This is a genomic window from Pseudoxanthomonas sp. PXM04 (assembly GCF_014851695.1).
Taxonomy (GTDB): Bacteria; Pseudomonadota; Gammaproteobacteria; order Xanthomonadales; family Xanthomonadaceae; genus Pseudoxanthomonas_A; species Pseudoxanthomonas_A beigongshangi.
In genome coordinates, this window is the sequence record NZ_JACVAG010000003.1 from 361,805 (window position 1) to 386,916 (window position 25,112).

The 25,112-nt window shown below is 68.7% G+C and carries 23 protein-coding genes; 11 read left to right on the forward strand and 12 right to left on the reverse strand.

The window, feature by feature from the left end:
* Nucleotides 1–26: 26 nt before the first annotated feature.
* Nucleotides 27–1,538, reverse strand: coding sequence for an alpha/beta hydrolase (locus tag IB228_RS10105; protein ID WP_192198284.1), 1,512 nt, complete (start codon nucleotides 1,536–1,538; stop codon nucleotides 27–29).
* A 317-nt stretch (nucleotides 1,539–1,855) separates the two neighbouring features.
* Nucleotides 1,856–2,665, reverse strand: a complete 810-nt coding sequence (locus IB228_RS10110; protein ID WP_183641317.1) for a ferredoxin--NADP reductase — start codon at nucleotides 2,663–2,665, stop codon at nucleotides 1,856–1,858.
* Nucleotides 2,666–2,728: 63 nt separating this feature from the next.
* On the opposite strand from IB228_RS10110, the gene IB228_RS10115 reads away from it, so the two are divergent.
* From IB228_RS10115 to IB228_RS10130, 4 genes are read left to right on the forward strand one after another with little or no spacing between them, the layout of a single operon-like run.
* Nucleotides 2,729–3,673 carry an ABC transporter ATP-binding protein gene (locus IB228_RS10115; protein ID WP_318289411.1) on the forward strand — a complete coding sequence of 315 codons (945 nt, stop codon included), beginning with the start codon at nucleotides 2,729–2,731 and terminating at the stop codon, nucleotides 3,671–3,673.
* The gene (locus IB228_RS10120; RefSeq protein WP_141454962.1) at nucleotides 3,670–4,440 is read left to right on the forward strand and encodes an ABC transporter permease; all 771 of its coding nucleotides are present in this window, start codon (nucleotides 3,670–3,672) and stop codon (nucleotides 4,438–4,440) included. Before IB228_RS10115 ends, IB228_RS10120 begins: the two co-directional genes overlap by 4 nt.
* Before the next feature lie 43 nt (nucleotides 4,441–4,483).
* The gene (gene panE / locus IB228_RS10125) at nucleotides 4,484–5,425 is read left to right on the forward strand and encodes a 2-dehydropantoate 2-reductase (RefSeq protein ID WP_192198285.1); all 942 of its coding nucleotides are present in this window, start codon (nucleotides 4,484–4,486) and stop codon (nucleotides 5,423–5,425) included.
* Between the two features lie 40 nt (nucleotides 5,426–5,465).
* Nucleotides 5,466–5,963 carry a carboxypeptidase-like regulatory domain-containing protein gene (locus IB228_RS10130; protein WP_192198286.1) on the forward strand — a complete coding sequence of 166 codons (498 nt, stop codon included), beginning with the start codon at nucleotides 5,466–5,468 and terminating at the stop codon, nucleotides 5,961–5,963.
* Between the two features lie 27 nt (nucleotides 5,964–5,990).
* Here IB228_RS10130 and IB228_RS10135 read toward each other — a convergent pair whose 3' ends face one another.
* Nucleotides 5,991–7,913, reverse strand: coding sequence for a winged helix-turn-helix domain-containing protein (locus IB228_RS10135; protein ID WP_192198287.1), 1,923 nt, complete (start codon nucleotides 7,911–7,913; stop codon nucleotides 5,991–5,993).
* Nucleotides 7,914–8,101: 188 nt separating this feature from the next.
* Between IB228_RS10135 and IB228_RS10140 the strand changes: the two genes are divergently transcribed.
* A complete protein-coding gene (locus IB228_RS10140) occupies nucleotides 8,102–8,410 on the forward strand; it encodes a hypothetical protein (RefSeq protein WP_183639813.1) in 309 nt (102 codons plus the stop codon).
* Nucleotides 8,411–8,417: 7 nt separating this feature from the next.
* Here IB228_RS10140 and IB228_RS10145 read toward each other — a convergent pair whose 3' ends face one another.
* Nucleotides 8,418–9,224 (reverse strand): TatD family hydrolase, encoded by an 807-nt coding sequence (locus IB228_RS10145; RefSeq protein ID WP_183639811.1) that lies wholly within the window; start codon nucleotides 9,222–9,224, stop codon nucleotides 8,418–8,420.
* 86 nt (nucleotides 9,225–9,310) lie between these two features.
* Here IB228_RS10145 and hrpB point away from each other — a divergent pair, with 86 nt between their 5' ends.
* Together hrpB and IB228_RS10155 are read left to right on the forward strand one after the other, a co-directional pair.
* Complete coding sequence (gene hrpB / locus IB228_RS10150) at nucleotides 9,311–11,794, forward strand: ATP-dependent helicase HrpB (RefSeq protein ID WP_183641315.1); 2,484 nt, start codon at nucleotides 9,311–9,313, stop codon at nucleotides 11,792–11,794.
* Between the two features lie 206 nt (nucleotides 11,795–12,000).
* Nucleotides 12,001–12,363: a hypothetical protein gene (locus tag IB228_RS10155; RefSeq protein ID WP_225562375.1), complete on the forward strand. Its 363-nt coding sequence runs from the start codon at nucleotides 12,001–12,003 to the stop codon at nucleotides 12,361–12,363.
* Between the two features lie 319 nt (nucleotides 12,364–12,682).
* On the opposite strand, the gene IB228_RS10160 is transcribed toward IB228_RS10155, so the two are convergent.
* On the reverse strand, nucleotides 12,683–13,225 hold the full coding sequence (locus IB228_RS10160) for a pseudouridine synthase (protein WP_183639809.1): 543 nt from the start codon (nucleotides 13,223–13,225) through the stop codon (nucleotides 12,683–12,685).
* A gap of 16 nt (nucleotides 13,226–13,241) precedes the next feature.
* Nucleotides 13,242–14,120, reverse strand: coding sequence for a class I SAM-dependent methyltransferase (locus IB228_RS10165; RefSeq protein ID WP_183641314.1), 879 nt, complete (start codon nucleotides 14,118–14,120; stop codon nucleotides 13,242–13,244).
* 151 nt (nucleotides 14,121–14,271) lie between these two features.
* On the opposite strand from IB228_RS10165, the gene IB228_RS10170 reads away from it, so the two are divergent.
* The 3 genes from IB228_RS10170 to IB228_RS10180 are packed head-to-tail and all read left to right on the forward strand — an operon-like array spanning nucleotide 14,272 to nucleotide 15,406.
* Complete coding sequence (locus IB228_RS10170) at nucleotides 14,272–14,712, forward strand: hypothetical protein (RefSeq protein WP_183639807.1); 441 nt, start codon at nucleotides 14,272–14,274, stop codon at nucleotides 14,710–14,712.
* A gap of 36 nt (nucleotides 14,713–14,748) precedes the next feature.
* Nucleotides 14,749–15,195 carry a type II 3-dehydroquinate dehydratase gene (locus IB228_RS10175; RefSeq protein WP_183639805.1) on the forward strand — a complete coding sequence of 149 codons (447 nt, stop codon included), beginning with the start codon at nucleotides 14,749–14,751 and terminating at the stop codon, nucleotides 15,193–15,195.
* Nucleotides 15,182–15,406 carry a hypothetical protein gene (locus IB228_RS10180; protein WP_183639803.1) on the forward strand — a complete coding sequence of 75 codons (225 nt, stop codon included), beginning with the start codon at nucleotides 15,182–15,184 and terminating at the stop codon, nucleotides 15,404–15,406. Before IB228_RS10175 ends, IB228_RS10180 begins: the two co-directional genes overlap by 14 nt.
* Here the strand turns inward: IB228_RS10180 and IB228_RS10185 are convergent.
* From IB228_RS10185 to IB228_RS10200, 4 genes are all read right to left on the reverse strand, one after another.
* A complete protein-coding gene (locus IB228_RS10185; protein WP_192198288.1) occupies nucleotides 15,403–18,126 on the reverse strand; it encodes a bifunctional acetate--CoA ligase family protein/GNAT family N-acetyltransferase in 2,724 nt (907 codons plus the stop codon). The two genes, IB228_RS10180 and IB228_RS10185, sit on opposite strands and share 4 nt — an antisense overlap.
* Nucleotides 18,127–18,274: 148 nt before the next feature.
* Nucleotides 18,275–19,213, reverse strand: coding sequence for a hypothetical protein (locus tag IB228_RS10190; RefSeq protein WP_192198289.1), 939 nt, complete (start codon nucleotides 19,211–19,213; stop codon nucleotides 18,275–18,277).
* A gap of 142 nt (nucleotides 19,214–19,355) precedes the next feature.
* On the reverse strand, nucleotides 19,356–21,065 hold the full coding sequence (aceK, locus tag IB228_RS10195; RefSeq protein ID WP_192198290.1) for a bifunctional isocitrate dehydrogenase kinase/phosphatase: 1,710 nt from the start codon (nucleotides 21,063–21,065) through the stop codon (nucleotides 19,356–19,358).
* Nucleotides 21,062–21,934 (reverse strand): LysR substrate-binding domain-containing protein, encoded by an 873-nt coding sequence (locus IB228_RS10200; protein ID WP_183639795.1) that lies wholly within the window; start codon nucleotides 21,932–21,934, stop codon nucleotides 21,062–21,064. Before IB228_RS10200 ends, aceK begins: the two co-directional genes overlap by 4 nt.
* 123 nt (nucleotides 21,935–22,057) lie before the next feature.
* Between IB228_RS10200 and IB228_RS10205 the strand changes: the two genes are divergently transcribed.
* The gene (locus IB228_RS10205) at nucleotides 22,058–22,282 is read left to right on the forward strand and encodes a hypothetical protein (RefSeq protein ID WP_192198291.1); all 225 of its coding nucleotides are present in this window, start codon (nucleotides 22,058–22,060) and stop codon (nucleotides 22,280–22,282) included.
* 722 nt (nucleotides 22,283–23,004) lie between these two features.
* Here IB228_RS10205 and icd read toward each other — a convergent pair.
* Both icd and IB228_RS10215 read right to left on the reverse strand, forming a co-directional pair.
* A complete protein-coding gene (icd, locus tag IB228_RS10210; protein ID WP_183639791.1) occupies nucleotides 23,005–24,333 on the reverse strand; it encodes an isocitrate dehydrogenase (NADP(+)) in 1,329 nt (442 codons plus the stop codon).
* 248 nt (nucleotides 24,334–24,581) lie between these two features.
* Nucleotides 24,582–25,070 carry a hypothetical protein gene (locus IB228_RS10215; RefSeq protein WP_183639790.1) on the reverse strand — a complete coding sequence of 163 codons (489 nt, stop codon included), beginning with the start codon at nucleotides 25,068–25,070 and terminating at the stop codon, nucleotides 24,582–24,584.
* Nucleotides 25,071–25,112: the final 42 nt, after the last annotated feature.

A 25,112-nucleotide genomic window follows, 5' to 3' on the forward strand; every position in this document is an offset into this window, starting at 1 on the left:
GGATGGGAAGGGAATGCGAAGGTCCATCACGGCTCCCATCCGTTGAAGCTGGTGAAGGCGGGCGTGCCGTCGATCGCATCCAGGCACTTGGCGTCCAGCGCCTTGGCATCCGTCGATTCGATGAACTGGCTGACCAGCTTGGGCATGCAGCCCTGGCCGATCACGTTGTGGCCCTGGCCGCGCAGGACCAGGTGGCGGCCGTTGGACAATCCCTTGAGCACGGCTTCGCCGTAGCTGGGCGGAGTGACCGGATCCTGCTCACCGGACATCAGCAGCGCCGGCACCTTCGACACCAGCGGCTGGTTGAAGCCAGCCGGGCGTTCGCCCTTCGGCCACACCGCGCAGGGACTGAAGAACAGCCGGGCCAGGTCGTCGCCCATCACCGTATCGGCGTCGGCCGGATCCGGCCGATAGCGATCGGCGTCCTCGGCGCAGATCACCGACAGCTGCATGCCGCGCGCCATCTGGCCGGACACCTGTCCGTCCATGAACTTGGCCAGCGACATCAGCGGGCCGTAGCGGCCCTGGTCGGCTTCGTCCAGCACCAGCGGCAGCAGCGAGGTGGTGGCCGGCATGTAGGAGAACGCGTGGGTCAGGCCGGTGACCGTCGAGGCGGACAGCTTGTCCCGCTTCTCCTGTCCGTTGGACGGATCCCGGTAGGTCACCTCCACCGGCGCGGCGGACAGGCGCTGCTTGAGCGCCAGCAGGCGGGTGCGCAGGTCGGTCGGATAGCGCGCGCGGCAGGCGGCATCGGCGGCGCAGGCCTTGGATTGCAGCGCCAGCGCGTCATCGAAACGGCGGGCGAACTCACCGCCGACCACCAGCGCGTTCGGCGCCACGCCGTCCAATACGATCGCGCGGGTGTGCTGCGGATAGGCGCCGGCGTACTGCTGGGCGACGCGGGTGCCGTAGGACACGCCGATCAGGTTGATCTGCGCGGCGCCGATCGCGGCGCGCACGGCGTCCAGGTCGCGGATGGCCTCGGTGGTGGTGTAGAAGCGCAAATCGGCGTGCTTGGACAGCGCGTCCACGCACTTGCGCGATATGGCCTGCAGGGCGGCCTCATCCAGCGAATCCATGTCGGCGACCGACGGCCCGTCCTCGGGGCCATCGCATTCCAGCGGATTGGAGCGGCCGGTGCCGCGCTGGTCCACCAGCACCACGTGGCGCTGCTTGCGGACCTCGCGCAGGGCCGCGTCGACCAGGACCGCATGCTCGGTCGCGGCCTGGCCGGGACCACCGGCCAGGAAGAACACCGGATCCTCGAGGGCCGCGCCTTCGTCGGTGGCCGGCAGCCAGGCGAGGTTGAGGGCGATCTTGCGGCCCTGCGGCGCCTGCCGGTTCTCCGGCACCTCGAAGGTCGCGCATTGCGCTTCGACGTTCCCGCCGGTCCCGGCCTCGGCCAGGGTGCAGGGCTGGAAAGTGACGCGGCCATAGTGGCGGCCGGTGGCCGCCTTGTCCGGCGCGCGGGCGTTGCTGCAGGCGGTGAGCGCGAGCAGGCCGGCGCAGGCCAGCAGGGTCTTGCGGTGGTGTCGCATGGGCGTTCGTCCTGGTTGCGATGCGTTTCAGGATGCCATGACGACGCCAACCGACGGATGTGACCAAAGTGCGGTGGCTTTTTTTCCGACCGCCTGCAGGCATCCCAAACCATCGGAATCACCGACCGGCGGTAGGAGCGGCGTCCCGCCGTGAGCCTATTCACACAGCGGCCGCCAATTCCCGGTGAAGAGCTCGGCGAAGAGTCCGGCGAAGAATCTGGCGAAGAATCTGGCGAAGAATCTGGCGAAGAATCTGGCGAAGAATCTGGCGAAGAATCCGGCGAAGAGCTCGCGGCGGGACGCCGCTCCTACCGGTTTTATTTGCTGCTGACGTATTTTTCGCGGCGGATCTGCGGAATCGGCAGGCCGGCGGCCTTCAGCGCCTCGAAGCAGGCATCGACCATGTCCGGATTGCCGCACAGGTAGGCGATGTCGGTATCCGCATTCGGGGCGAACTCGGCCAGATGCTGCTGCACATAGCCCTGGCGGACATCCGGGTGCGGATGTTCCGGCAGTTCGCGGGAGAAGCAGGGCACGAAACGGAACTGCGGATGCTGGTCGGCGAAGGCGCGGAAATCCTCGCCGTACAGCAGTTCGGCGGGTGTACGCGCGCCGAACAGCAGCACCACCTCGATGTCGCGGCCGGCGATCTGCTCGGCCAGCTGCGGCAGCATCGCCCGGTAGGGCGTGACGCCGGTGCCGGTGGCGATCAGCAGGTAGCGGCGGTTGCGGTCGTTGGGCATCAGGCAGAACCGGCCGTAGGGACCGCTGGCGTCGACGTGGCCACCTTCGGGCAGGCCCTCGAACAGGGCCGTGGCCGCGCCGCCGGGCACGTAGCTGACCGCGATCTCCACCGCCTCGCCCGGTCCCAGCCGGTGATCGTGGATGGTCGCCAGCGAATAGCTGCGCTTGGCAGGGGTCCCGTCGGCGTAGCTGAAATGCACCTGGATGAACTGGCCCGGGATGAAGTCCAGGGGCTGGCCGTCGTCACGGACGAAGACATAGTGGCCGACGCTGGGGGCCAGCATGCGGCGCCCGACGAGCTTCAACGGAAAATGGACGATGGCCAAGGTGCTGGGCGATGGAACGGTGTGGTGCCGGGACCGACCCGGCGGGGTGCCTATAATAAGCGTTCGTGTCCCCCCGGGCGCCCACGCTGGCGCCGCAAGGTCCCCTACGTGTCCCAACCCGTGGTTCCCGCGAACGCGCCCGCGCTCGCCATTTCCGATCTCCGCAAGGTCTACGACAACGGCGTGCAGGCGCTCAAGGGCATCTCGCTGCAGGTCGCGCCCGGCGATTTCTTCGCCCTGCTCGGCCCCAATGGCGCCGGCAAGTCGACCCTGATCGGCATCGTCAGCTCGCTGGTGAACAAGAGCGGCGGCGAAGTCGAGGTGTTCGGCGTCAACCTGTCGCGCCACCGCGACGACGCCCTGCGGCTGATCGGCCTGGTGCCGCAGGAATTGAACTTCAACATGTTCGAGAAGCCGATCGACATCCTGGTCAACTACGCCGGTTTCTACGGGGTGCCCCGCGCCGAGGCGCTGGTGCTGGCCGAAGAGGAACTCAAGCGCGCCCAGCTGTGGGACAAGGCGCAGATGATGAGCCGCACGCTGTCCGGTGGCATGAAGCGGCGGCTGATGATCGCCCGCGCGATGATGACCCGGCCGAAGCTGCTGATCCTCGACGAACCGACCGCCGGCGTGGACATCGAAATCCGGCGTGGCATGTGGAAGACCCTGAAGGACATCAACGCCGCCGGCACCACCATCATCCTGACCACCCATTACCTGGAGGAGGCCGAAAGCCTCTGCCGCAACCTGGCCATCATCGACCACGGCACCATCGTCGAGCAGGGCCCGATGCGCGAGCTGCTGGCCAAGCTGGACGTGGAAGGCTTCCTGCTGGACATCGACGGCGAGCTGCCGGCGCAGCTGCCGCTCATCGAAGGCGCGACGCTGGTGGCGACCGATCCGCATACGCTGGATCTGGACATGCCGCGGGCGATGGATCTCAACCGCATCTTCGCCGCGCTCAACGAAGCCGGCATCCGGGTGCGCTCGATGCGCACCAAGAGCAACCGGCTGGAGGAACTGTTCGTGCGCATGACCGGCAACGGCAAGGAGCAGGCGGCATGAGCAATCCCAACCTGATCGCCTTCGGCACCATCGTCCGCCGCGAAGTGGCGCGGATCCTGCGCATCTGGGGCCAGACCCTGGTGCCGCCGGCCATCACCATGACCCTGTACTTCCTGATCTTCGGCGGCCTGATCGGCTCGCAGATCCGGGACATGGGCGGCTACAGCTACATGGAGTTCATCGTGCCGGGCCTGGTGATGATGAGCGTCATCCAGAACAGCTACGGCAACATCTCCTCCAGCTTCTTCGGCGCCAAATTCGGACGCCACATCGAGGAGTTGCTGGTCAGCCCGATGCCGAACTGGGTGATCCTGTGGGGCTACGTGGCCGGCGCGGTGCTGCGTGGCCTGATGGTCGGCATCATCGTGCTGATCATCGCCACCTTCTTCACCCCCGTGCGCATGCCGCATCCGCTGGTCACCCTGAGCACGGTGCTGCTGGGCGCGACGATTTTCTCGCTGGCCGGTTTCATCAATGCGGTCTACGCCAAGAAGTTCGACGACGTGGCGATCGTGCCCACCTTCATCCTGACCCCGCTGACCTACCTGGGCGGCGTGTTCTATTCGGTGAAACTGCTGCCGTCCTGGGCCGAGGCGCTGACCCACGCCAACCCGATCTTCTACATGGTCAACGCGTTCCGCTACGGCCTGCTGGGCAGCAGCGACGTGCCGCTGTGGGTGGCCTACGCGCTGATGCTGGGATTCGTGCTGGCGCTCAGTTCGCTGGCGCTGTGGTTGCTCAAGCGCGGCGTCGGCCTGCGCAGTTGAACTTGCGCCGGCACGGTCCGGCGCGATGCAGGGAGTGGTGCGGATGCGAATCCTGATCCTGGGCGCCGGCGGCACCGGCGGTTATTTCGGCGGCCGGCTGGCGCAGTCCGGCGCCGACGTCACCTTCCTGGTCCGCGCGCCGCGCGCGGCGGATCTGGCGCGCGAGGGCCTGCGCATCCACAGTCCGCTCGGCGACGCCGCACTGCCGGTGGCGACGGTGACCGCCGAAGCCCTGCCGGCACTGATCGCGTCGCGTCCCTTCGATCTGGTCCTGCTCAGCTGCAAGGCCTACGACCTGGACAGTTCGATCGAAGCGATCGCACCCGCGGTCGAGGCCGGCGCCGACGTGCTGCCGGTGCTCAACGGCCTGCTGCACTACGCGCGGCTGGATGAGCGGTTCGGCCGCGATCACGTGATCGGCGGCCTGTGCTTCATCAGCGCCACCAAGGGACCGCAGGGCGAAATCCTGCATCTGGGCAAGCCCGCTTCGATCACCTTTGGAGAACGCGATGGCGCCGCGCCGCGCGCGCGCCTGTCGGCCTTCGCCGAGGCCTGCGCGCAGGCCGGCGTCGATCACCTGCTGGCGCCGGACATCGCCCGCGAACAGTGGATCAAGTACAGCTTCCTCACCGCGCTGGCCGCCGGCACCTGCCTGATGCGCGCGCCAATCGGGCGGATCGGGGCGGGCGAGGGCGGCGAGGCGTTCATGACCGCGCTGTACGCCGAGTGCATCGCGGTGGCCGCGGCATCCGGACAACCGATTCCGCAGGCTGCGCAGGACACCGCGCTGGCGACGCTGCGGCAATCGGGGTCGGACATCAAGGCCTCGATGCTGCGCGACCTGGAAGCCGGCCAGCGCGTGGAGGGCCTGCAGATCGTCGGCGACATGGTGCATCGCGCGCAGGGCTTCGGACTGCCGGCGTCCCTGCTGTCCACCGCCTGGTGCCATCTGCAGGCCTACGAGGCGTCGCTGCCGGCACGTTGATCGCGCGGAGCGGAGAATCGGCGCCATTCGGAATGCTCCGATGGCCGCCGGCAATCGCCGTTCGTACGGTGGGGACACCGCCATGAACCCTCCCGGAGTCCTTCAACGGATGCATACACGCCATCTGCGACGCCTTTTGCCGCTGTCCGCGAGCCTGCTGCTGTTGACTGGCTGTTTCCCGCATAGGCAGCAGATCGTCCCGGCAATCGAAGGGATGCTGGTGCGAGGGCAGGTTCCCGTTGCGGGTGCGCGGATCCACGTGTTGCCGAGCATGTTCAAGGCCGACTGCGGACCCTCCCGGCATACGGCAGTCACCGACGCGACGGGCCGGTTCACGATCCGCGGCGCCAGCGAGATCGGGATGATGTTGCCGATGGGCGATCGCATCAACACGTGGGGCGTCTGCATCGAGGACGACGGACGCTGGGTCGAAGGATTCAAGGAAGGCGACATCGGATGGCCGCCCCGCCGTATCGACATGCACTGCGATCTGGCGCGGGTGCGGGACGTTTGCGAATGGAAGGCGCGGGATCGCTAGAGAAGAGTCGCCTCCGCATCCACGGATTCACTGGCACCGGTAACGGCGTGCGTCGCGCCGGCATTGCGCCGGCAGGCCATGCTTGTCCCAGTACGCGGCGATGCCGCTGCGGTGCAGGTAGTCCTGGAACGCCGGATCCTCGCGCAGATACCCCAGGTCGCGGGTCCACAGCAGCAGATCCCAGGATGAATACGAACGCCTTCGCACCTGATCCAGCCCGTCGATCACGGCGGCGGTGTCGCGTTGCGGATCCAGCACGCTGAGGAAGTTCATCAACCCGGTGCGCTGTTCGAACTCCTTCATCGCGATGCGCGTCCGCGGCCAGGCGGAAGGATCCACCACGGCCCGGCTGGCCAGCAGGTAGGACTGGCGAAGCAGCGGGCCATACTGCCGGCTGCTGGTGTCCTCGGGTCCGCCGATGCCGGCGGCGATCACCGGCAAGGCCGCGTGATCGCCGCGCCACACCGCGTTGAACCAGCGGCCATAGCGCCCGAAGCGGCCGGCGCGCTGCAATTCGACCAGGGCCTCGCGGTGCCGGCCCAGGGTGTCGAGGATGCGGCCATGACCGAAATGCCAGCCCTGGTTGAGCGGATCGCGGCGGGCGCCGCGCCGCATCACCTGCTCGGCCTGGTCCAGGTAGCCCAGCGACGCCAGCGCCATGGCGTACTGGAACTGCGCGCGCATCTCGCTGGGCGCCAGGTCGGTGGCATGGCGGTACAGCGAGAGGCATAGCTCCCATTGGTTGCCGCGACAGGCGGCGCTGGCCTGCACCAGGTAGGGCTCGGGCAAGGCGGGATCCAGACGCTGCGCCAATGCGGCGTGGTGCGCGGCATCCTGGCGCAGCTCGATGGCCAGTTCCGGCCGCAGGTAGGCGCGCCCGTCCAGCGCCGCGGCGAGGGCGGCGTGCGAAGGCGCGTGCCGGGGTTGTTCGGCGACCAGTTGGCGCAGGCGCGTTTCGGCCAGCTCGACCCGCTCGGGCGGTACCGGTGGCGGCGCACGCAGCAAGGCCTGCACCGCCAGGTAGCGACGGTAGAAATCCGCGTCGCCGCCGCGCGTTGCCGCGGCCGGATGCGCCAGCCCCAGGTTGAGCGCGAGTGCGCCGGCGACGGCCTGGGCGATGTCGCGTTCAAGCGCCAGCACGTCGGCCACGTCGCGATCGTAGTCCTGGGTCCACAAGGTGCGTCCGGTCGCCGCATCCACCAGCCGCAGGTGCACCCGCAGGCGCTCCCCGGCTTGGCGGGCGCTGCCTTCGAGCGCATGGCTGACGCCGAGCCGGCGGACCAGCCGCGACAGGTCGGCGCCGTCGGCCGTGGCCAGGCGGGTCGAATCGCGTGCGATCACACGCAGCCCCCGGATGCGCGAGAGCGTGCTGATCAGCTCCTCGCTGAGGCCGAAGGCGATGTCGCGATCTCCTTCGCCCACCGCGACCAGCGGCATCACGATCAGGGTGCGCGGCTCGGCCCGGGCCGATGCCGGCGCCGCGTCGTAAGCACGCGGGAGGAATACCGCGGCGGCCAGCAGCAGCAGGCCCAGCAAGGCGGCGATGGCCCAGGCCGGCGCACGCGGAGGGCGTGGATGCGCCGTGGCGACCAAAGGATCGGTTGCGGGCGCGGAGGCCGCACCGGGCGGTGCCGGTTCCTCGTTGAAGCGGTAGCCGATGCCATGCAGGGTGTGCAGCCGGCGCGGATGATGGGCGTCCTCGCCCAGCGCCTGTCGCAGCAGGGTGATCACCCGGTTGAGCACGCCCGGGGTGACGTGGCGGTGGCCCCACACCGCGTCGAGGATCTCGTCGCGGCTGAACGCGCGGCCCGGTTCCGACGCCAGCAGCGCCAGCACGTCGAACGCCTTGGGCTCCAGCGGACGCACTTCGCCGTCGCGCAGCAACTGGCGTCCGGTCAGGTCGATGACCACGCCGTCGAGCACGATGCGGGCGGAAGCGGATGACGGCATGGCGATCGGCGCAGGAAGGTTCCGGCGGAACACGTACATCCTAGGGATACGCGGAAGCGCGGCCGTGCCGGCCTAAGCATTTCCCAAGCTTCCCAAGCCGTCCATCGGGGTTTCCCGCCAGCCTCCTCAAGACCCGGACGCGGCGGCGGCGCGAGGCTGGCGACCCGGCCATCGAAGGAACAAACCCCATGAACGCCATTCCCGCCACCGTGCTGTCCGCCCTGCTGCTGGCAGCGGCCCTGTCGCTGCCCGCCCATGCCGGCGCCGTGACGCCGCCGACCGACCTGCGGGTGGATTGCGCGCAACCACGCCTGCCGTCCCAGTACGAGACCGGTCGCTGGCTGGGCCAGGCCAACGCCGGCCAAGCCTATGCCTCGCGCCAGCGGCTGATGGCCGAGATCCAGCGCGCCTGCCGGAAGCCCGGCATCCGCACGGTCGTGTTGCAGTTGCCGCGTCCGGCCGATGCGCCGGAGCGTGGGTTGGCCGGACGACCCTAGGTACCTGCTAGGTACCCGGTTCGCGCGACGGCAGGCGGAAGAACGCGCGCGCGGTCGCGGTGGTCGCGGCGGCGGTGGCCTCCACCGATTCGCCGCGATCACGTGCCAGCTCGTCGACGATGTGGGCCAGGTACATCGGCTCGTTGCGGCGATGCGAGGGCTGCGGCCGGACGGTGCGGGGCAGCAGATAGGGCGAGTCGGTCTCGATCATCAGCCGTTCGGCGGGGATGTGCCGGACCAGTTCGCGCAGGTGCTGGCCGCGGCGTTCGTCGCACAACCAGCCGGTGATGCCGATGTGCCAGTCCTGGTCCAGGTAGTCGAACAATTCCTCGCGGTTGCCGGTGAAGCAGTGCACCACCGCCGGGCCCAGCCGGCCGTCGAAGTTCTTCATCATCGCCACGAAGTCCGCATGCGCGTCGCGCTGGTGCAGGAACAGTGGCTTGCCGTTCTCCGCCGCGATCTGCAGCTGGCGCTCGAACGCGCGCCGCTGCGCCGGCCGTGGCGAGAAATCACGGAAGTAGTCCAGCCCGCATTCGCCCACCGCGACCACTTCCGGATGCGCATGCAGCGCGCGCATCTCGGCGTCGCACTCGTCGGTGTACTCGACCGCGTGATGCGGATGCACGCCGGCGGTGGCGAACAGTTCACCCGGATGCGCCTGGGCCAGCGCGAGCGCCTGCGGCGAATGCTCGCGGCTGGCGCCGGTCACCACCATCTGCACCACGCCGTGCGCGCGGGCGCGTTGCATCACCGCGTCGAAATCGTGGCCGAAGCTTTCGTGGGTCAGGTTGGCGCCGATGTCGATCAGGTGCATGGAGCGGAAGTCGTGGAGCGGAGGGCGCGCCATTGTAGTCGGCCCGGCGCGCGGAGCCGGTATCCTAGCGGGCCATGCCGTCGCCCGTGCCGTCACCGGAATTCCCCATCACCCCGCTGCTGCCGGAGATCCGGCGGAGCCTGTCGGCGCATCCGCGGCTGGTGCTGGAAGCGCCGCCCGGCGCGGGCAAGACCACCCAGGTGCCGCTGGCGCTGCTCGACGAGCCGTGGGTGCAGGGGCGCCGCATCCTGATGCTGGAACCGCGCCGGGTGGCCGCGCGCGCGGCCGCCGGCTTCATGGCGAAGCAGCGCGGCGAGGCGGTCGGCGAAACCGTCGGCTATCGCATCCGCTTCGAGAACAAGGTGTCGGCGCGCACCCGCATCGAGGTCGTCACCGAGGGCATCCTGACCCGGATGATCCAGGACGATCCGATGCTCGAATCGGTCGCGGCGATCCTGTTCGACGAATTCCACGAACGCCATCTGTCGGCCGATCTCGGCCTGGCGCTGGCGCTCGATGTGCAGGCGCAGCTGCGCGAGGACCTGCGCATCGTGGCGATGTCGGCCACCCTGGATGGCGAACGCCTGGCGCGTTTCCTCGATGCCCCGCGCCTGGCCAGCGAAGGGCGGAGCTTCCCGGTGACGGTGGCGCATTTCCCCGCGCGCCGCGACGAACCCGCCGAGGTGCAGGCGCGCCGCGCGATCGAGCAGGCGCTGGCGTCGCATCCGGGCGACGTGCTGGTGTTCCTGCCCGGCCAGCGCGAAATCGCGCGGCTGCAATCGCTGCTCGATGGCTTGCCGCGCGATGTCGCGGTGTTGCCGCTGCACGGCGAGCTGCCCGTGGAGCGCCAGGCCGAAGTGCTGCAACCAGATCCGCACGGCCATCGCCGGGTGGTGCTGGCGACCAACGTGGCCGAATCCTCGGTGACCCTGCCGGGCGTGCGCGTGGTGATCGACGCCGGGCTGGCGCGCGAGCCGCGCTACGATCCCAACAGCGGTTTCGCGCGACTGGAAGTCGTTGCCATCTCGCAGGCTTCCGCCGACCAGCGCGCCGGTCGCGCCGGTCGCGTCGCCGAAGGATGGGCATACCGGTTGTGGCCGCAATCGCAGCGGCTGGAACCACAGCGCCGCCCGGAAATCGCCCAGGTCGAACTGGCCGCGCTGGCGCTGGAACTGGCGGCGTGGGGCAGCGACCAACTCCGCTTCGTGGATCCGCCGCCGGCCGGCGCCCTCGGCGCGGCGCGCGAGTTGTTGCAGCGGCTGGGCGCGCTCGGCGACAGCGGCGGCGTCACCGCGCTGGGCCAGCGGATGCTGGCGCTGGGCACGCATCCCAGGCTGGCGGCGATGCTGCTGTCGGCGCCGGCGGGTGCGACCCGCGCATTGGCCTGCGATCTGGCGGCGCTGATCGAAGCGCGGGATCCGCTGCGTGGCGGCGGTGATGCCCTGGCTGCGCGTTGGCGCGCGCTGGCGGCATTCCGCCAGGGCAGGGCGCCGGCGGACGCGCATCGTTCCGCGCTTGCCGCCATCGACGCGGCGTCCAAGCAGTGGCGGCGGCGCCTGCGCGAAGACGCGCCGCCGCCATCGACCGTCGAGACGCACCTGCTGGGTGATCGCCTGAGCCATGCCTATCCCGATCGCATCGGCTACCAGCATCCGCAGGACCCGCGCCGCTATGCGCTGGCGAACGGACGCATGGCGCGTCTGTTCGACGACAGCGCGCTGTTCGGCGAACCCTGGATTGTCGCCAGCGAACTGCGCTACGAAGCCAAGGACGCGTTGATCCAGCGCGGTGCGCCGGTTGACGAAGGCTTTCTGCGCGCGGAGTTTCCGGATCGCTTCGTCACCGAGGACGCGGTGCGCTGGGATGCCGGCAAGCGCGCGCTGAGCGCGCAGCGCGAAGCCCGCTTCGATCGCATCGTGCTGGAAGCGCGTTCAACCGGCCGTGTCGATCCCGCATTGGCGGCGCAAGCGCTCACCGACGCGGTGCGCGAACTGGGCATCGATGCCTTGCCATGGACCGAATCACTGGGCCAATGGCGCGAACGCGTGCGCTGCCTGCGCGAATGGATGCCCGAGCTTGGCCTGCCGGATTTGTCCGACGAGGCCCTGCTGGCGGATCTGGATCGCTGGCTGCGGCCCGCCTTCGCCGGCAAGAGCCGGCTGGATGCGCTCGGCGAGTCCGAACTGGCCGAGGCGCTCAAGTCGCCGCTGGACTGGTCGCTGCGCCAGCGTGTCGATGCGCTCGCCCCGACCCGCATCATCGTGCCGTCGGGCATGGAACGGCGCATCGAATACGCGCACGGGCAACCCCCGGTGCTGGCGGTGAAGCTGCAGGAACTGTTCGGCCTGGCCGAAACGCCGCGCATCGCCGACGGTCGCGTCCCGCTGACCCTGCACCTGCTTTCGCCGGGCGGCCGCCCCTTGCAGGTGACCCAGGACCTGCGCGGCTTCTGGGAACGCACCTACCCGGAAGTGAAGAAGGAAATGAAGGGCCGGTACCCCAAGCACCCCTGGCCCGACGACCCCTGGACTGCCCAAGCCACCCACCGCGCCAAGCCGCGCGGGACCTGAGATCGGGTTTCTTCCCTTGTGGGAGCGACGTCAGTCGCGATGGACGCCTGCGGGAAAGCCCCTTCGCGACTGACGTCGCTCCCACAGGGCCACAAGAACGGGGCCGCAGCCGTTCAGCCAACGGAAGGCGCGGGCGTGGTCCGCTAACGGGCCGTGAACATCCCCCGATGGACACTGGACCCGTCATCTCCCACAGGACAACGACGATGAGCAAGCTCACCATCATTACCGACCGCGCATTGGAGCTGGTCAGCCAGGCCGGCAGCAACCTCAAGCAGGCGATGCCGAAAAACGCCGACAAGCTGCTGCAGACCGGCGTGGTGCTGGGCGCGGCGAAGACTGGCGCCAAGACCGCGGGCAAGTTCATCCGCCGCAACCCGGTGGTGGCCGTCGCCGCGGCCGCCGGCATTGGCCTGCTGGCCTATGCGGCCTACCGCAAGCGCAAGCGCGACGCCGCCGACGCGCCGATCGAAGGCAAGTCGCGTCGCATCGAAGCGCGCAAGGTCAACGGCACCGGCCGCGCCGGCCGCCGCGCCGCCGCCTCCCGCTCCACCTCGCCCAACCCCTGACGTAGAGCGGAGCTTGCTCCGCTTCACATGGCATTTCCGTCCCGATGACCCAAGCCGGGCAAGCCCGGCTCTACACAAAGCTGTAGAGCGGAGCTTGCTCCGCTGCGCGCGATGTTTCCTTCCCGATGATCCCCAAGCCGAGCAAGCTCGGCTCTACACGGCATCGTAGAGCGGAGCTTGCTCCGCTGCGCGCGGTGTTTCCTTCCCGATGATCCCCAAGCCGAGCAAGCTCGGCTCTACACGGCATCGTAGAGCGGAGCTTGCTCCGCTGCGCGCGATGTTTCCTTCCCGATGACCACCAAGCCGGGCAAGCTCGGCTCTACGTGCGGATTTCCCGCCATTGGCCGGGAGCGAGGTCGCCCAGGGAGACTTCACCCATCGCCACGCGCACCAGTCGCAGGGTCGGCAAGCCGACGGCGGCGGTCATCCGCCGCACCTGCCGGTTGCGGCCTTCGGTGATGCGCACTTCCAGCCAGGCGTCCGGTACGGTCTTGCGGAAGCGCACCGGCGGATCGCGCGGCCACAGCGCCGGCGGCGGATCCAGCCGGCGCACCTCCGCCGGCCGGGTCGGTCCATCGCTCAACACCACCCCGCGCCGCAACGCGTCCAGCTGCGCCTCGTCCGGCGCGCCTTCCACCTGCACCCGGTAGGTCTTGGCCTGCTTGTGGCGGGGATCGGTTAGGCGATGCGCGAGTCCGCCGTCGTCGGTCAGCAGCAGCAGCCCTTCGCTGTCGTGGTCCAGGCGGCCGGCCGCGTATACCCGCGGCGGCAGGCCGAATTCCGCCAGCGTCCGCCGGGGCGGAACGCTGCGGTCGGTGAACTGGCACAGCACGTTGAAGGGTTTATTGAACGCGATCAGCACGGAACAACCGCTTGAATCAGGGCTTCACGAAGCGCAGCGTCATCCGGTCGCTTTCGCCGATGGCCTGGTACTTCGCCGCATCCTTGGCATCGTGGTTGTTGGTCGGCGGCAGCGTCCACACGCCATTGGGATGGTCCTTGGTGTCGCGCGGGTTGGCATTGACCTCGCTCTTGCCGTCCAGGCGGAAACCCGCCGCCTCGGCCAGCGCGATCACCTGCGCCTCGCCGACATAGCCGCTGTTGTCGTCCGCCGGCACGTCGCGCTTGGCGCGATGCTCGACCACGCCCAGCACGCCGCCGGACTTGAGCACGTCGAAGAAGCCCTTGAACATGCCTTCGGCCTGGCCCGCCGAGCGCCAGTTGTGGACGTTGCGGAAGGTCAGCACCAGATCCGCCGAGCCCGGCGCGCCGAACACCGGCGCCGACGGCGAATAGGCCGTCACCCGGACCTTGTCGTACTGGGCGGGGGAGGCGGCGAGCTTCTTTTCCAGTCCGTCCTTGCTGCGCTGCTGGTAATCGCGCCCGCGGCCTTCGGCCACCGCCATCGGATCCACCACCGCCGCCACGTACTGGCCGCGTTCGCGCAGGTACGGCGCCAGGATCTCGGAGTACCAGCCGCCACCGGGCGTGATCTCGACCACGGTCTGATCCGGTTTCAGCCCGAAGAACGTCAGGGTTTCCAGCGGATGGCGGGCATCGTCGCGGGCCACGTTGGCTGGCGCGCGCCAGTTGCCCTTGAGCATCGTGTCGATGCCGGAAGCGGCGTCGGCGGCGGTTGCCGCGGCATCCTGCGCCTGCGCGATCACGGGTGCGCCCAGGGCCAGCAGCACGGCGAGGCAAATCGAATGCGACTTCATCGGGTGTCCTCCGGGGGAAAAGTGCCGCGAGCCTACCATGCGGTCGCGCTGCGGCATGGCTGAATCCATGCCATCGGCGTCGGCGCGCTTATGTGGAATTTACGCAGGACGCCCGTGTCCGGAATGGCCCGTTTACGCCACCGCCGCCTAGGCTGACCGGACTGCGCGCAAGCGCGTCCGGAAGCCAGGCATGAACCTGCTGATCATCGAAGGCCCGCACGCATCATCGGCTGGCCACGCGCCGATGCTGGCGCCGCGGGCCGTGCGCGGCCTGCAATCCCAGGCACGCGCCCGCGGCCACACCGTGTTCCATTGCCATTGCCCCAGCGTGGACGCGCTGCTGACCGGACTGCGTGCCGGCACCAGCCTGGACGCGCGCATGCTGTTGCTGGATTCCGGTGACATCGCCGCCAACGACCCCGGCCTGCCGGCGCTGCGCGAGACCCTGGATCAGCTGTCGATGCCCTACATCGAGGTGCACGACGACAGCGCGCAGGTGCTGGAGACCTATCTGGATCTCCGGCACGCGCCGCTGGCGACGGTCGTGTTCAACCGCGACCGTCACGCCGGCCACACGCTGGCGCTGTCCATCGCCCTGCGCCGGCTGGCCATGCCGGCGAGCGGCGTCTGACCACTTTCCATTCCTCCCTCCCGACGGAGTTCTCCCATGTCGTTACTGCTCATCCGCGGCCCGGAGCGCCGCGCCCATCACAGCGAACCTCCGCCCCCGTTGCCGCCGCAGATCCTGCGCGGACTGGCCGAGCGCGCGGCCGTCGCCGGCAAGACCCTGGCGGTGCGCGTGTGCGCCAACGAAGCTGAGTACCTGCATGCACTGGACAGCGCGCGACGGGCGCACACCGAGCTGTTGCTGCTGGATCCCGGCAGCGCCGCCGGCAGCGCGCGCCTGCATGAGGCGGTGGACCACACCGGGATTCCCTACATCGAAGTGCACGACGACGCCTGCGACGCGCCCGAACCGCGCTTGCCACCCTCGCCGGCCTGCCTCGCGGTCGCCCAGGGCTACCGCGCGCAGAGCTATACGCTGGCGCTGGAAATGGCGCTGGAGCATCTGGGCTGCGCCGAATGCGAGTCCGAACGCCATGTCGGTACCTGAGCGGCTGGCGCCCGAAAGCGGCTACTTCGCCGACTACGAGGTCTACGCGATGGGCGAAGCGGTCGCCTGGGGCCAGATCACCCTGGGCTGCGCCGCCGACGCCGCCAACCGCGATCCCGCGGGGTTGATCCGGCGGCTGCGCCAGGCGGCCGCCGACCAGCATGGCGTGGATCCGGGCGAGGTGCGCCTGCGCCAGGTCTGCCGGCTCTAGCCGGCGCCGTCCTCGGTGCGTCCGTCGATGGGCAGTTCCACGTCCATCAGGGTCGGCTCGTCGGGATCGGCGCGGATGCGGAAGCCCAGCTGCTCGCACATCGCCAGCATGGTGCGGTTGTCGCGCAGCACCTGGCCTTCCACCACCGCCAGCCCCAGCCAGCGCGCGTATTCGATCATGATCCGCATCAGCCGCCAGCCGATGCCGTGGCCCTTGAGATCCGAGCGCACCAGGATGCCGTACTCGCCACGTTCGTAATTGGCGTCGGCGTGCAGGCGCACCGCGCCCAGCATCTGTCCGCTGGCCGGATCCAGCGCCACCAGCGCCATCGAGCGCGCGTAGTCGATCTGGGTCAGGCGGGCGATGAACTCGTGGCTGAAATGGCGCACCGACTGGAAGAAGCGCAGGCGCAGGTCCTCGTCGGTGACATGGGTGAAGAACTCGCGGAACATCGCGTCGTCCTCCGGCCGCACCGGCCGCACGAAGGCGTCGCTGCCGTCGGCCAGGGTGATCGTGCGCTCCCATTCCTTCGGATAGGGGAAGATCGCGAAGCGCGGGTGGCCGCGGCCCTTGTGCAGCTTGCGGCCCGGCGCCACCGCGATGCGCGCGTCCACCGCGATCACGCCGTCGCGATCGGCCAGCAGCGGATTGATGTCCAGCTGGCGGATTTCCGGGATGTCGGCGGCCAGCTGGGCCAGCTTGACCAGCACCAGCGCGATCGCGCGCTCGTCGGCGGCCGGCACGTCGCGATACGCCTTGAGCACCCGCGAGACCCGGGTGCGGCCGATCAGTTCATGCGCCAGGCGCAGATCCAGCGGCGGCAGCGCCAGCGCCTTGTCGTCGATCACGTCCACCGCGGTGCCGCCGCGCCCGAACACGATCACCGGGCCGAACACCTCGTCGTCGGCGATGCCGGCGATCAGCTCGCGTGCCTTCGGCCGCAACAGGGTCGGCTGCACCAGCACGCCGCCGATGCGCGCGTCCGGGCGCGCCGCGCGCGCGCGCTGGAGGATGCCGGCGGCCGCCTCGCGCACCGCGTCGGCGCTGACCAGGTTCAGGCGCACGCCGTCGACATCGGATTTGTGCGGGATGTCCGGCGAAAGAATCTTCACCGCCACCGCCAGGCCCTGCGCGAGCAGCGGCTCGGCCACCCGCGCCGCGTCGTCCGGATCGCGCGCGCGCTGCAACGGCGCGACCGGAATGCCGTAGGCCGCCAGCACGTGCGCGGTCGCCAGCGGATCCAGCCAGTGCTGGCCATCCCTCAATGCCTGCTCCACCAGCGCGCGCGCCGCATCGGTGTCGACCACGAAATCCTCGGGCAGGCTGGGCGGCGTCTCCATCAGCGCCGCCTGCGCTTCGCGGTAGCGGACCAGGTGCATGAAGCCGCCGACCGCGTCGGACTCGGTCGGGTAGTTGGGAATGCGCGCGGCATCGAGCACTTCGGCAGCGGCCGGATCGTGGCCCAGCCAGACCGCGAACACCGGCTTGTGCGGGCCGTGCGCGGGGCGCGCCCGCAGCAGGCGGGTCATCGCTTCGGCGGTCTCCACCGCCGAGGACAACACGGTGGGTACGTTGACCGCCAGCAGGGCGTCGTTCTCCGGATCGTCCAGCAGTGCGGCGATGGTGGCGGCGTAGCGTTCGGCGTCGATGTCGGTCAGCAGATCCACCGGATTGCTGCGCGACCAGCCCGCCGGCAGCATCGCGTCCAGGCGGTCGCGGGTGCCGTCGGACAGCGCGGCCAGGGTGCCGCCCAGTTCGTGCAGGCGGTCCACCGACAGCGCGCCCACGCCGCCGCCGTTGGTCAGGATCGCCAACCGTCGGCCCGGAAACGCGCGCAGGCGTCCCAGGGTTTCGGCGGCGGAAAACAGTTCGTCCAGCGAACGCACCTGCAACAGGCCGGCGCGTCGGAACGCGGCGTCATACACCGCGCGCGGATGCGCCAGGTGCTGCACGTGGGTGCTGTCGGCGGCCGCGCGGCCGCCCGCGGCGGAGGGCAGGCCCGATTTCACCACCACCACCGGCTTGGTGCGCGCCGCCGCGCGCGCGGCCGACATGAACTTGCGCGCGTCCTTGATCGCCTCGACGTAGAGCAGGATGGCGCGGGTGCGGTGATCGGTGGCGAAGTAGTCGAGCAGGTCGGCGAAATCCACGTCCAGCGCGTCACCCAGCGACACCACCGCGGAGAATCCGACCGAGCGGCCGACGCTCCATTCCACCAGTCCGCCGGAAATCGCGCCCGATTGCGAAATCAGCGCCAGATCGCCCGCGCTCGGCAGGCGGCCGGCGAGGCTGGCATTGAGGCGCACGTGTGGGGCGATCACGCCCAGGCAGTTCGGCCCCAGCACGCGCAGGCCCTTCTCGCGCGCGATGGCATCCAGTTGCGCCGCCGGTGAGTCCGGACCCGAACCCATCGCCGCGGTCAGCACCGCGACCGCGCCGGCGCCGCACTCGGCCGCCTCGCGGGCGATGCCCGGCACCGTGGCCGGCGGGGTGGCGATCACCACCAGATCCGGCTTCCACGGCAGGTCCCGCAGGCGCCGGGCGGTGGTCACGCCGTCGATGGTGGCCGGATGCAGGTTGACCAGGCCGATCGGTCCGCCGAAACCGGCTTCCAGCAGGTTGTTGATCACCGCGCGTCCGACCGAACGCGGCCGCGACCGGCTGCCGACCACCGCCACCGAGGTGGGCCGGAAGATGGATTGCAGGCGGTAGGTGCTCATCGCGGACCGGAAAGACGGGAGGCGCGACAAAGGTAACGCGCTGGCTGTCAGCGGGCCATGATCAGGTCGCTGGCGATCTTCGGAACTGGCGGGGACAATTGTCGCTTCGGGAAGCCCCGCCTCCCCGTGTCGATACCGTAACAAGGGGTCAGGGAGTGGCGAAGCACTCCGGTCCCCACTGGGTTTGGAGCAGCAGATGAAGCGTCTTGCAATGGCGGGTCATGTCCCGGGCATCCCGGAATGCCGACATCTGCTCGAGTTCGTCCGCCATCTCCTCCACCACCGGCAGCGCGTCGGGGGCGCGCCGGGTCATGCAGGCGCGATGCCGCGCGATCAGCACGTCGCAGATCGGGACGCCGGTGAGCGGTGGAACCTTCGCGACCTCGGTTTCCTCGTGCAGATCCGCGAACGGGACCATCGCCATCTGCAGCGCGTACAGGACGCTGATGAAATCGCGGTCAGGGTCGTACCAGGGACCATCGGCGGTCGCGGCGGATAGCGTGAAGGTGCCCTCGACCCGGCTGTTGCGAGGACCCTTCAGTGCGGCGATGTACGTATTGGCGAAGGCCTCCATCCGCTCCGGCGAGGGCTCGTTCATGGCGGCCTGGAACGCTTCGTGCGTGCGGGAGACATCCGGAACAAGACAGGTGTAGGCGAAGGTCGCGACCTTTCCCTCGGCAGGCTCGCCGGGACTGGTGATGGTGACGTCCCCGACCGTGCAGGCCACGCTGGTGAAAGTATCGTACAGAGGGGCGGATATCAGCTGCATGGACTGCATGATCTTCTTTTCCACCGGATCCTCGCCGCTTCCCGCGACCTCGGCCTGAGTCGGGAATCCGGGTACGCCGCCGGAGCGAACCAGTGCCGCCATCGCGGCGACGTCTTCCGGTTTGGGGACGATACCGGCGCCATACCGGGGTTCGATTGCGTCCTGGAGCGTTCTGGCGGCTTCCGTGTCGAAACGGAGGAAGGTGCGGATGTAGAGCTGGAAGGTTTCCGCTGGCGATGGCGGTACCGCGTCCTCGGCCGCAAGCGGCCATGCGGCGACCATCAGAATGGAAAGCAGGATTCGGGGAATGAGTCGCACGATGCCGTTACCGGTGAAGGAACCGGAGACGTTAGGCGGCCCGGACGGGATCTCCCATAGGACGTGTCCGAATGTCGAGCCGCACCGCCGCAGGGAAATGGACGCGATCGTGGAAGCCCGCGCGTAGCGGCTCAGGCGAAGCTCAGGCCAGTTTCAACGCGTCCGGATACGGCGGCGTGTCCGGATAGTCGCCGGCGGCCAGCCGCGCCTGCAGATCGCGCCACCAGCCGGCGCGGAACAGATCGCCATGCGCCGCGCGCAATGCGCTCGCCTGCGGCGCGGGCAGGCCGAGGAACTGCGGGAAGCGTTCCGGAAACACGTCGCCAGGACCAACGTAGAACCACGGCCCGTCGGCCATTTCCTCCTCATAACAGGTGGGTTGCGGCCAGTCGCGGAAGTGGCAGTCGGTGACCAGGCACAGCTCGTCGTAGTCGTAGAACACCGCGCGGCCGTGCCGCGACACGCCGAAATTCTTCAGCAGCATGTCGCCGGGGAAGATGTTGTTGCGCGCCATGTCCTTGATCGCCTGGCCGTAGTCGATGGCGGCGGCGAGCGCGGCCTCGGGCTTCTGCTCGCGCAGGTACAGGTTGAGCGGGCGCAACCGCCGTTGCACGTAGCACAGGTGGATGATCAGGTCGTCGCCGTCCTCGGTGATGCCGTGACCGCAGGTGGACCGCAGTTCCTCCAGCAGGGCAGGCGCGAAACGCGCGCGCGGGAAGCGCAGGAAACGGTAGGGCTGGGTGTCCAGCAGGCGACCGACGCGATCCAGGTGGAACACCAGGTTGTAGCGGTCCTCCACGTCCTTGCGGCTGACTTCCTTGGGATAGGCGAAACGGTCGCGGATGATCTTGAACACCAGCGGATAGCTGGGCAGGGTGAATACCGCCATCACCATGCCCGGCGTGCCCTCGGCCTGCACCAGCTGCTCGCCGGCCTGGGTGTCGAAGTGATGGAAGAAGGTGCGGAAGCGTTCGGTCTTGCCCTGCTTGGCCCGGCCCAGCACCGTGTAGATCTCGTCGATCGGCTTGCCCGGCAGCAGCGAGCGCAGGAACACCACCGCGTCGCCGACGGTGGACAGGTCCGCGTGGAAATAGCTGCGCGAGGTGCCGAACAGGTGCGCGACGTCGCCACGCCGGGTCAGCACCGCCTCGGCCTTCAGCTTGCCGCCGTCGTTGACCAGCGCGATCACGCAGGGCGAGAAGCGGTGTTCGCCGAACACCCGGCCGATCAGGTAGGCGCGGCGCTCGCGGTAGAACACCGTGTCCAGCAGTTCGATCCCGCGCACCGGGTTCTCGCCCCAGTGCGCCAGATCGTCCTGCAGGCGGATGGCAATCGAGGCCGCGCAGCGGGTGCGGTGTGCGTAGGGAATATCGAAGCGATAATCGCCCAGCACCCGCACGAAGGTGTCGGTGGGGCGCTGCTCGGACACCGCGTAGCTGTGCCGCGCGACCGGATGGGTGATGGCGTCGGTCGGTTCGACGTCCATCGCGATGAACTCGATCGACGGATCCACGCCGCGGGTCTTGAAGAAACGCCGGGTCAGGGTGTTGTAGAAGGTCTTGTACAGCTCGCGGTCGATCAGATCCGCGATCAGGCGGTCGTAGCCGTCGCGCACCGCCGACCACAGGGTACGGTCATGCGCGTGATCCAGCAGCGCCGCCTGCAGGCGCAGCGCGCATTCGGCGATGCATTCGTCGTACAGCTCGATGCGCTCGACCGCATCGGCGCGCGCGCCGGCCCAGTCCATGGTCTCGAACCGATGCCGCGCGCGCTGGGTGATCTCGGCGAAGCGCGCGTGATAGTCGGCGAACGCATCGTGGATGAGCGTGGCGATGACGGTCGGCTGGATCATGCGTCCACCCGCGCCTGGTCCAGCACCCATTTGCGCACGGTCTGGAAATCCGGATGCGCCAGGCTGCGCTCCGGATAGACCAGGTAGTGGGCGAAATCGGCCTGCAGGCATTTGCCGGTCAGCGGTACCAGCCGGCCCGCCTTGATCAGCGGTTCGGCGAGGGTGAGCCGCGCCAACGCCACCCCCATGCCCTGCGCGGCGGCCTGGTGCAGGGTCTCGGTGTCGTCGAACTGGGCCACGAACCGGCGCGGCACCTCGCCGCCGAACTCGGCGAACCATTCCTTCCAGCGATCGGAGGGATCGCCCAGCAGCGGCAGGCTGCCGATGCGCGTGAGCGCGGGCTTGCCGTGGCGCTTGAGGAAGGCCGGGCTGGCGACCGGTTGGATCCATTCGTGGAACAGCAGTTCCGAGCGGACGCCGGGCCAGCGCCCGCCGCCCAGCCGCAGCGCCACGTCGACCGGTTCGCGATCGAAATCCACCACGTGGGTGCTCGACTGCAGGTTCAGGCCGAGCTCCGGATTGGCGGCCAGGAAATCGGGCAGGCGCGGCACCAGCCAGGCGGTGGCCATCGACGGGATCAGGCTCAGGGTGATGACGTGGTCGTTGCGCGCCGACATCCGTTGCAGCGCGTGGCCGATCGCATCCAGCGGCGTGGCCACCGCGTCGAACAGGCGCTGGCCCTCCGGAGTCAGTTCGACCCCGCGCGGTCCACGCGCCAGCAGCTTGTGGCCTACCCGTTCCTCCAGCAATCGCATCCGATGGCTGAGCGCGCTCACCGTCAGGTGCATGGCCTCGGCCGCGCGGGTCAGGTTCTTCAACCGCGCGGCGGTGACGAAGGCGTCGATCTGGTCCAGCGGCAAACGGCTCATGCGGATTGGTCCATGTTGAACCCGGCTCAAGGCTGGCTTGCGGAGGTTTCGCTTTTTCTGCAATCAGGATGAGCCTAACTTGGTTCCTGTTCAAGCCGGACGTCCCGGCGGCAGGAGAATCCCATGCGTACCGAAACGAAACATTCGTGGTGGCGTGAACTGGGCGCCGTCAGCCAGGGCATGCTGTTCCTCGATGGTCACATCGCCAGTACCAAAGCGCTCCGCACGGGCGACGGCGAGCAGCGCCCGGCGCGGCGGCCGGTCCCGCCCGGACGCCACGAGCGTGCCCTGCGGGTACTGCACGCCCGTCGGCGACGCGAGATGACCGCGCTGTCGTTGTTCCGGTGAGCCCGCGGCGCCGGCTCGGGAGCGCACTTTTCCACCTCCCCTTTGATCAGCCAGTCGGCTGTTGAAAGCCAAAGGGGAACCAGGGCAGATTTGCCTTTGGCGCGAAGAGCAAATCCCCCGTCGCCTTCGGCGCCCGCCCCCTTTTTCAAAGGGGGCATACGAGCAACCCCGACGCTCGGAAACCGGCTTTGCCTCCCCCTTTGAAAAAGGGGGACCGAGGGGGATTTGCTTTTGGCGCGAAGAGCCAATCCCCCGTCGCCTTCGGCGCCCGCCCCTTTTTCAAAGGGGACATACGACCAACCCCGACGCTCGGAAACCGGCTTTGCCTCCCCCTTTGAAAAAGGGGGACCAAGGGGAATTTGCTTTTGGCGCGAAGAGCCAATCCCCGCCGCCTTCGGCGCCCGCCCCCTTTTTCAAAGGGGGCATACGAGCAACCCCGACGCTCGGAAACCGGCTTTGCCTCCCCCTTTGAAAAAGGGGGACCGAGGGGGATTTGCCTTTGGCGCGAAGAGCCAATCCCCCGTCGCCTTCGGCGCCCGCCCCCTTTTTCAAAGGGGCATACGAGCAACCCCGACGGTCGGAAACCGGCTTTGCCTCCCCCTTTGAAAAAGGGGGACCGAGGGGGATTTGCCTTTGGCGCGGAGTTGCGGGAATCGCCCCCCAAAAAGAAGACGCCCGGCGCGAGGCCGGGCGTCTGCGACATCAACCGCGGATCACCACCCTCACAGGTGCTTGATGATCTCGTCGGCGAACTCGCTGCACTTCACTTCGGTGGCGCCGTCCATCAGGCGGGCGAAGTCGTAGGTCACGCGCTTGCTGGCGATGGCCTTGTTGACGCCGTCGATGATCTTGTCGGCGGCTTCGGTCCAGCCCATGTAGCGCAGCATCATCTCGCCGGACAGGATCACCGAACCCGGGTTCACCTTGTCCAGATCGGCGTACTTGGGCGCGGTGCCGTGGGTCGCCTCGAACACCGCGTGGCCGGTCACGTAGTTGATGTTGGCGCCCGGCGCGATGCCGATGCCGCCGACCTGCGCGGCCAGCGCGTCGGACAGGTAGTCACCGTTGAGGTTGAGCGTGGCGGACACGTCGTACTCGCGCGGACGCAGCAGGATCTGCTGCAGGAACGCGTCGGCGATGGCGTCCTTGATGACGATGCCCGCGCCCGGCTTGCCTTCCGGAATCACGTGCCACGGACCGCCGTCCAGCTCCACCGCGCCGAAGTAGTCGCGCGCCACCTGGTAGCCCCAGTCACGGAAGCCACCTTCGGTGAACTTCATGATGTTGCCCTTGTGCACCAGCGTGACCGACTTGCGGCCGTTGTCGATGGCGTACTGGATGGCGCTGTGGACCAGGCGCTCGGTGCCCAGGCGGCTGACCGGCTTGATGCCCAGGCCGACGTCCACGCCCACCTCGCGGTGCGGGGCGCCGATGCCTTCCAGCGCCTGCTGCCACTCGTTGGCCTTTTCCTGGGTGCCGAAGCGGATCTTGCCGAACGCCTGCGGGAATTCCTTGGCCAGGAAGTCCAGCACCTTCTGCGACTCGGCGCTGCCGCCGGCCCATTCGATGCCGGCGTAGATGTCCTCGGTGTTCTCGCGGAAGATCACCATGTCGACGTCGCCCGGCTTCTTGACCGGCGAGGGCACGCCCTCGAACCAGCGCACCGGGCGCAGGCAGACGTACAGGTCCAGCATCTGGCGCAGCGCCACGTTGAGCGAGCGGATGCCGCCGCCGACCGGCGTGGTCAGCGGGCCCTTGATCGAGACCAGGTAGTCGCGGCAGGCCTGCACGGTCGAATCCGGCAGCCAGGTGCCGAACTGGTTGTTAGATTTCTCGCCGGCGAACACTTCCAGCCAATGGATCTTCTTGGCGCCGCCGTAGGCTTTTTCCACCGCCGCGTCGAGCACGCGGACGCTGGCGCGCCAGATGTCCGGACCGGTGCCGTCACCCTCGATGAAGGGAATGATCGGATGGTTGGGGACATTGAGCTTGCCGCCGGAGATGGTGATCTTCTCACCGCCGGGGGGCGGGGTGAGGACAGGTTCTGCCATGGAACTGCTCCCGGTTGAGATGGCACGCGGCGGACCGCGCGCGGGGGTGAACAAAAAGGGTCCAGCAAAGGTGTGGGGTACGACGGGTGAAGCGGACCCCCATTGTCGCGGTTTATGCAGTCATGGGCAAAACCCGGATCACCATGGCCCGGCGTATGGCCCGCGGCATGGTGGGAGGCCGCAAAAAAAAGCGGGCGCGATTCGCATCGCGCCCGAGCTTGCCCACCAGGGTGGGAGAGAGGGTGGGATTACTTGACTTCGATTTCCTGGGTCATGCCGACGGCCTGCCCGTCCAAGGTCACGTCGACCTTGTACTTGCCGGCGGGCCAGGGATTGGCATTGGTGAATTCGATGTTCGTGGTGCCAGCATCCTCGGCCTTGATGGCTTGAGTCTTCTGGCCGGCAACCTGCCCGTCCTGGTAGGTCAACTTGGCATCGATATTGGCATTGGCCGGCGTGTTCGCATCGGTCTTCACCGAAACGATGATCTTGTCCTTCGGGGTGAAGGTGGAAACGGCGGCCACCGACTTGTCGGCGGCTGCGGTGTTGCCCACGGTCACGCTGGTGGCGCTCACCGGAGCGGGAGCGGGTTCGGCCGGAGCGGGCGCGGGTGCCGGAGCCGGTTCGGTCGCGGCCGGCGGCGGGGCTACCGGTTCTTCCTTCTTCTTGCAGGCGGCCAAGGCCACGGTGCCGGCCAGCGCGATCATCAGGGCATAGGAAATGCGGTTCTGCTTCATGGTGTCAGTCCTTGTGTCAGCCGTTGAATGGTCGGTAGGGTG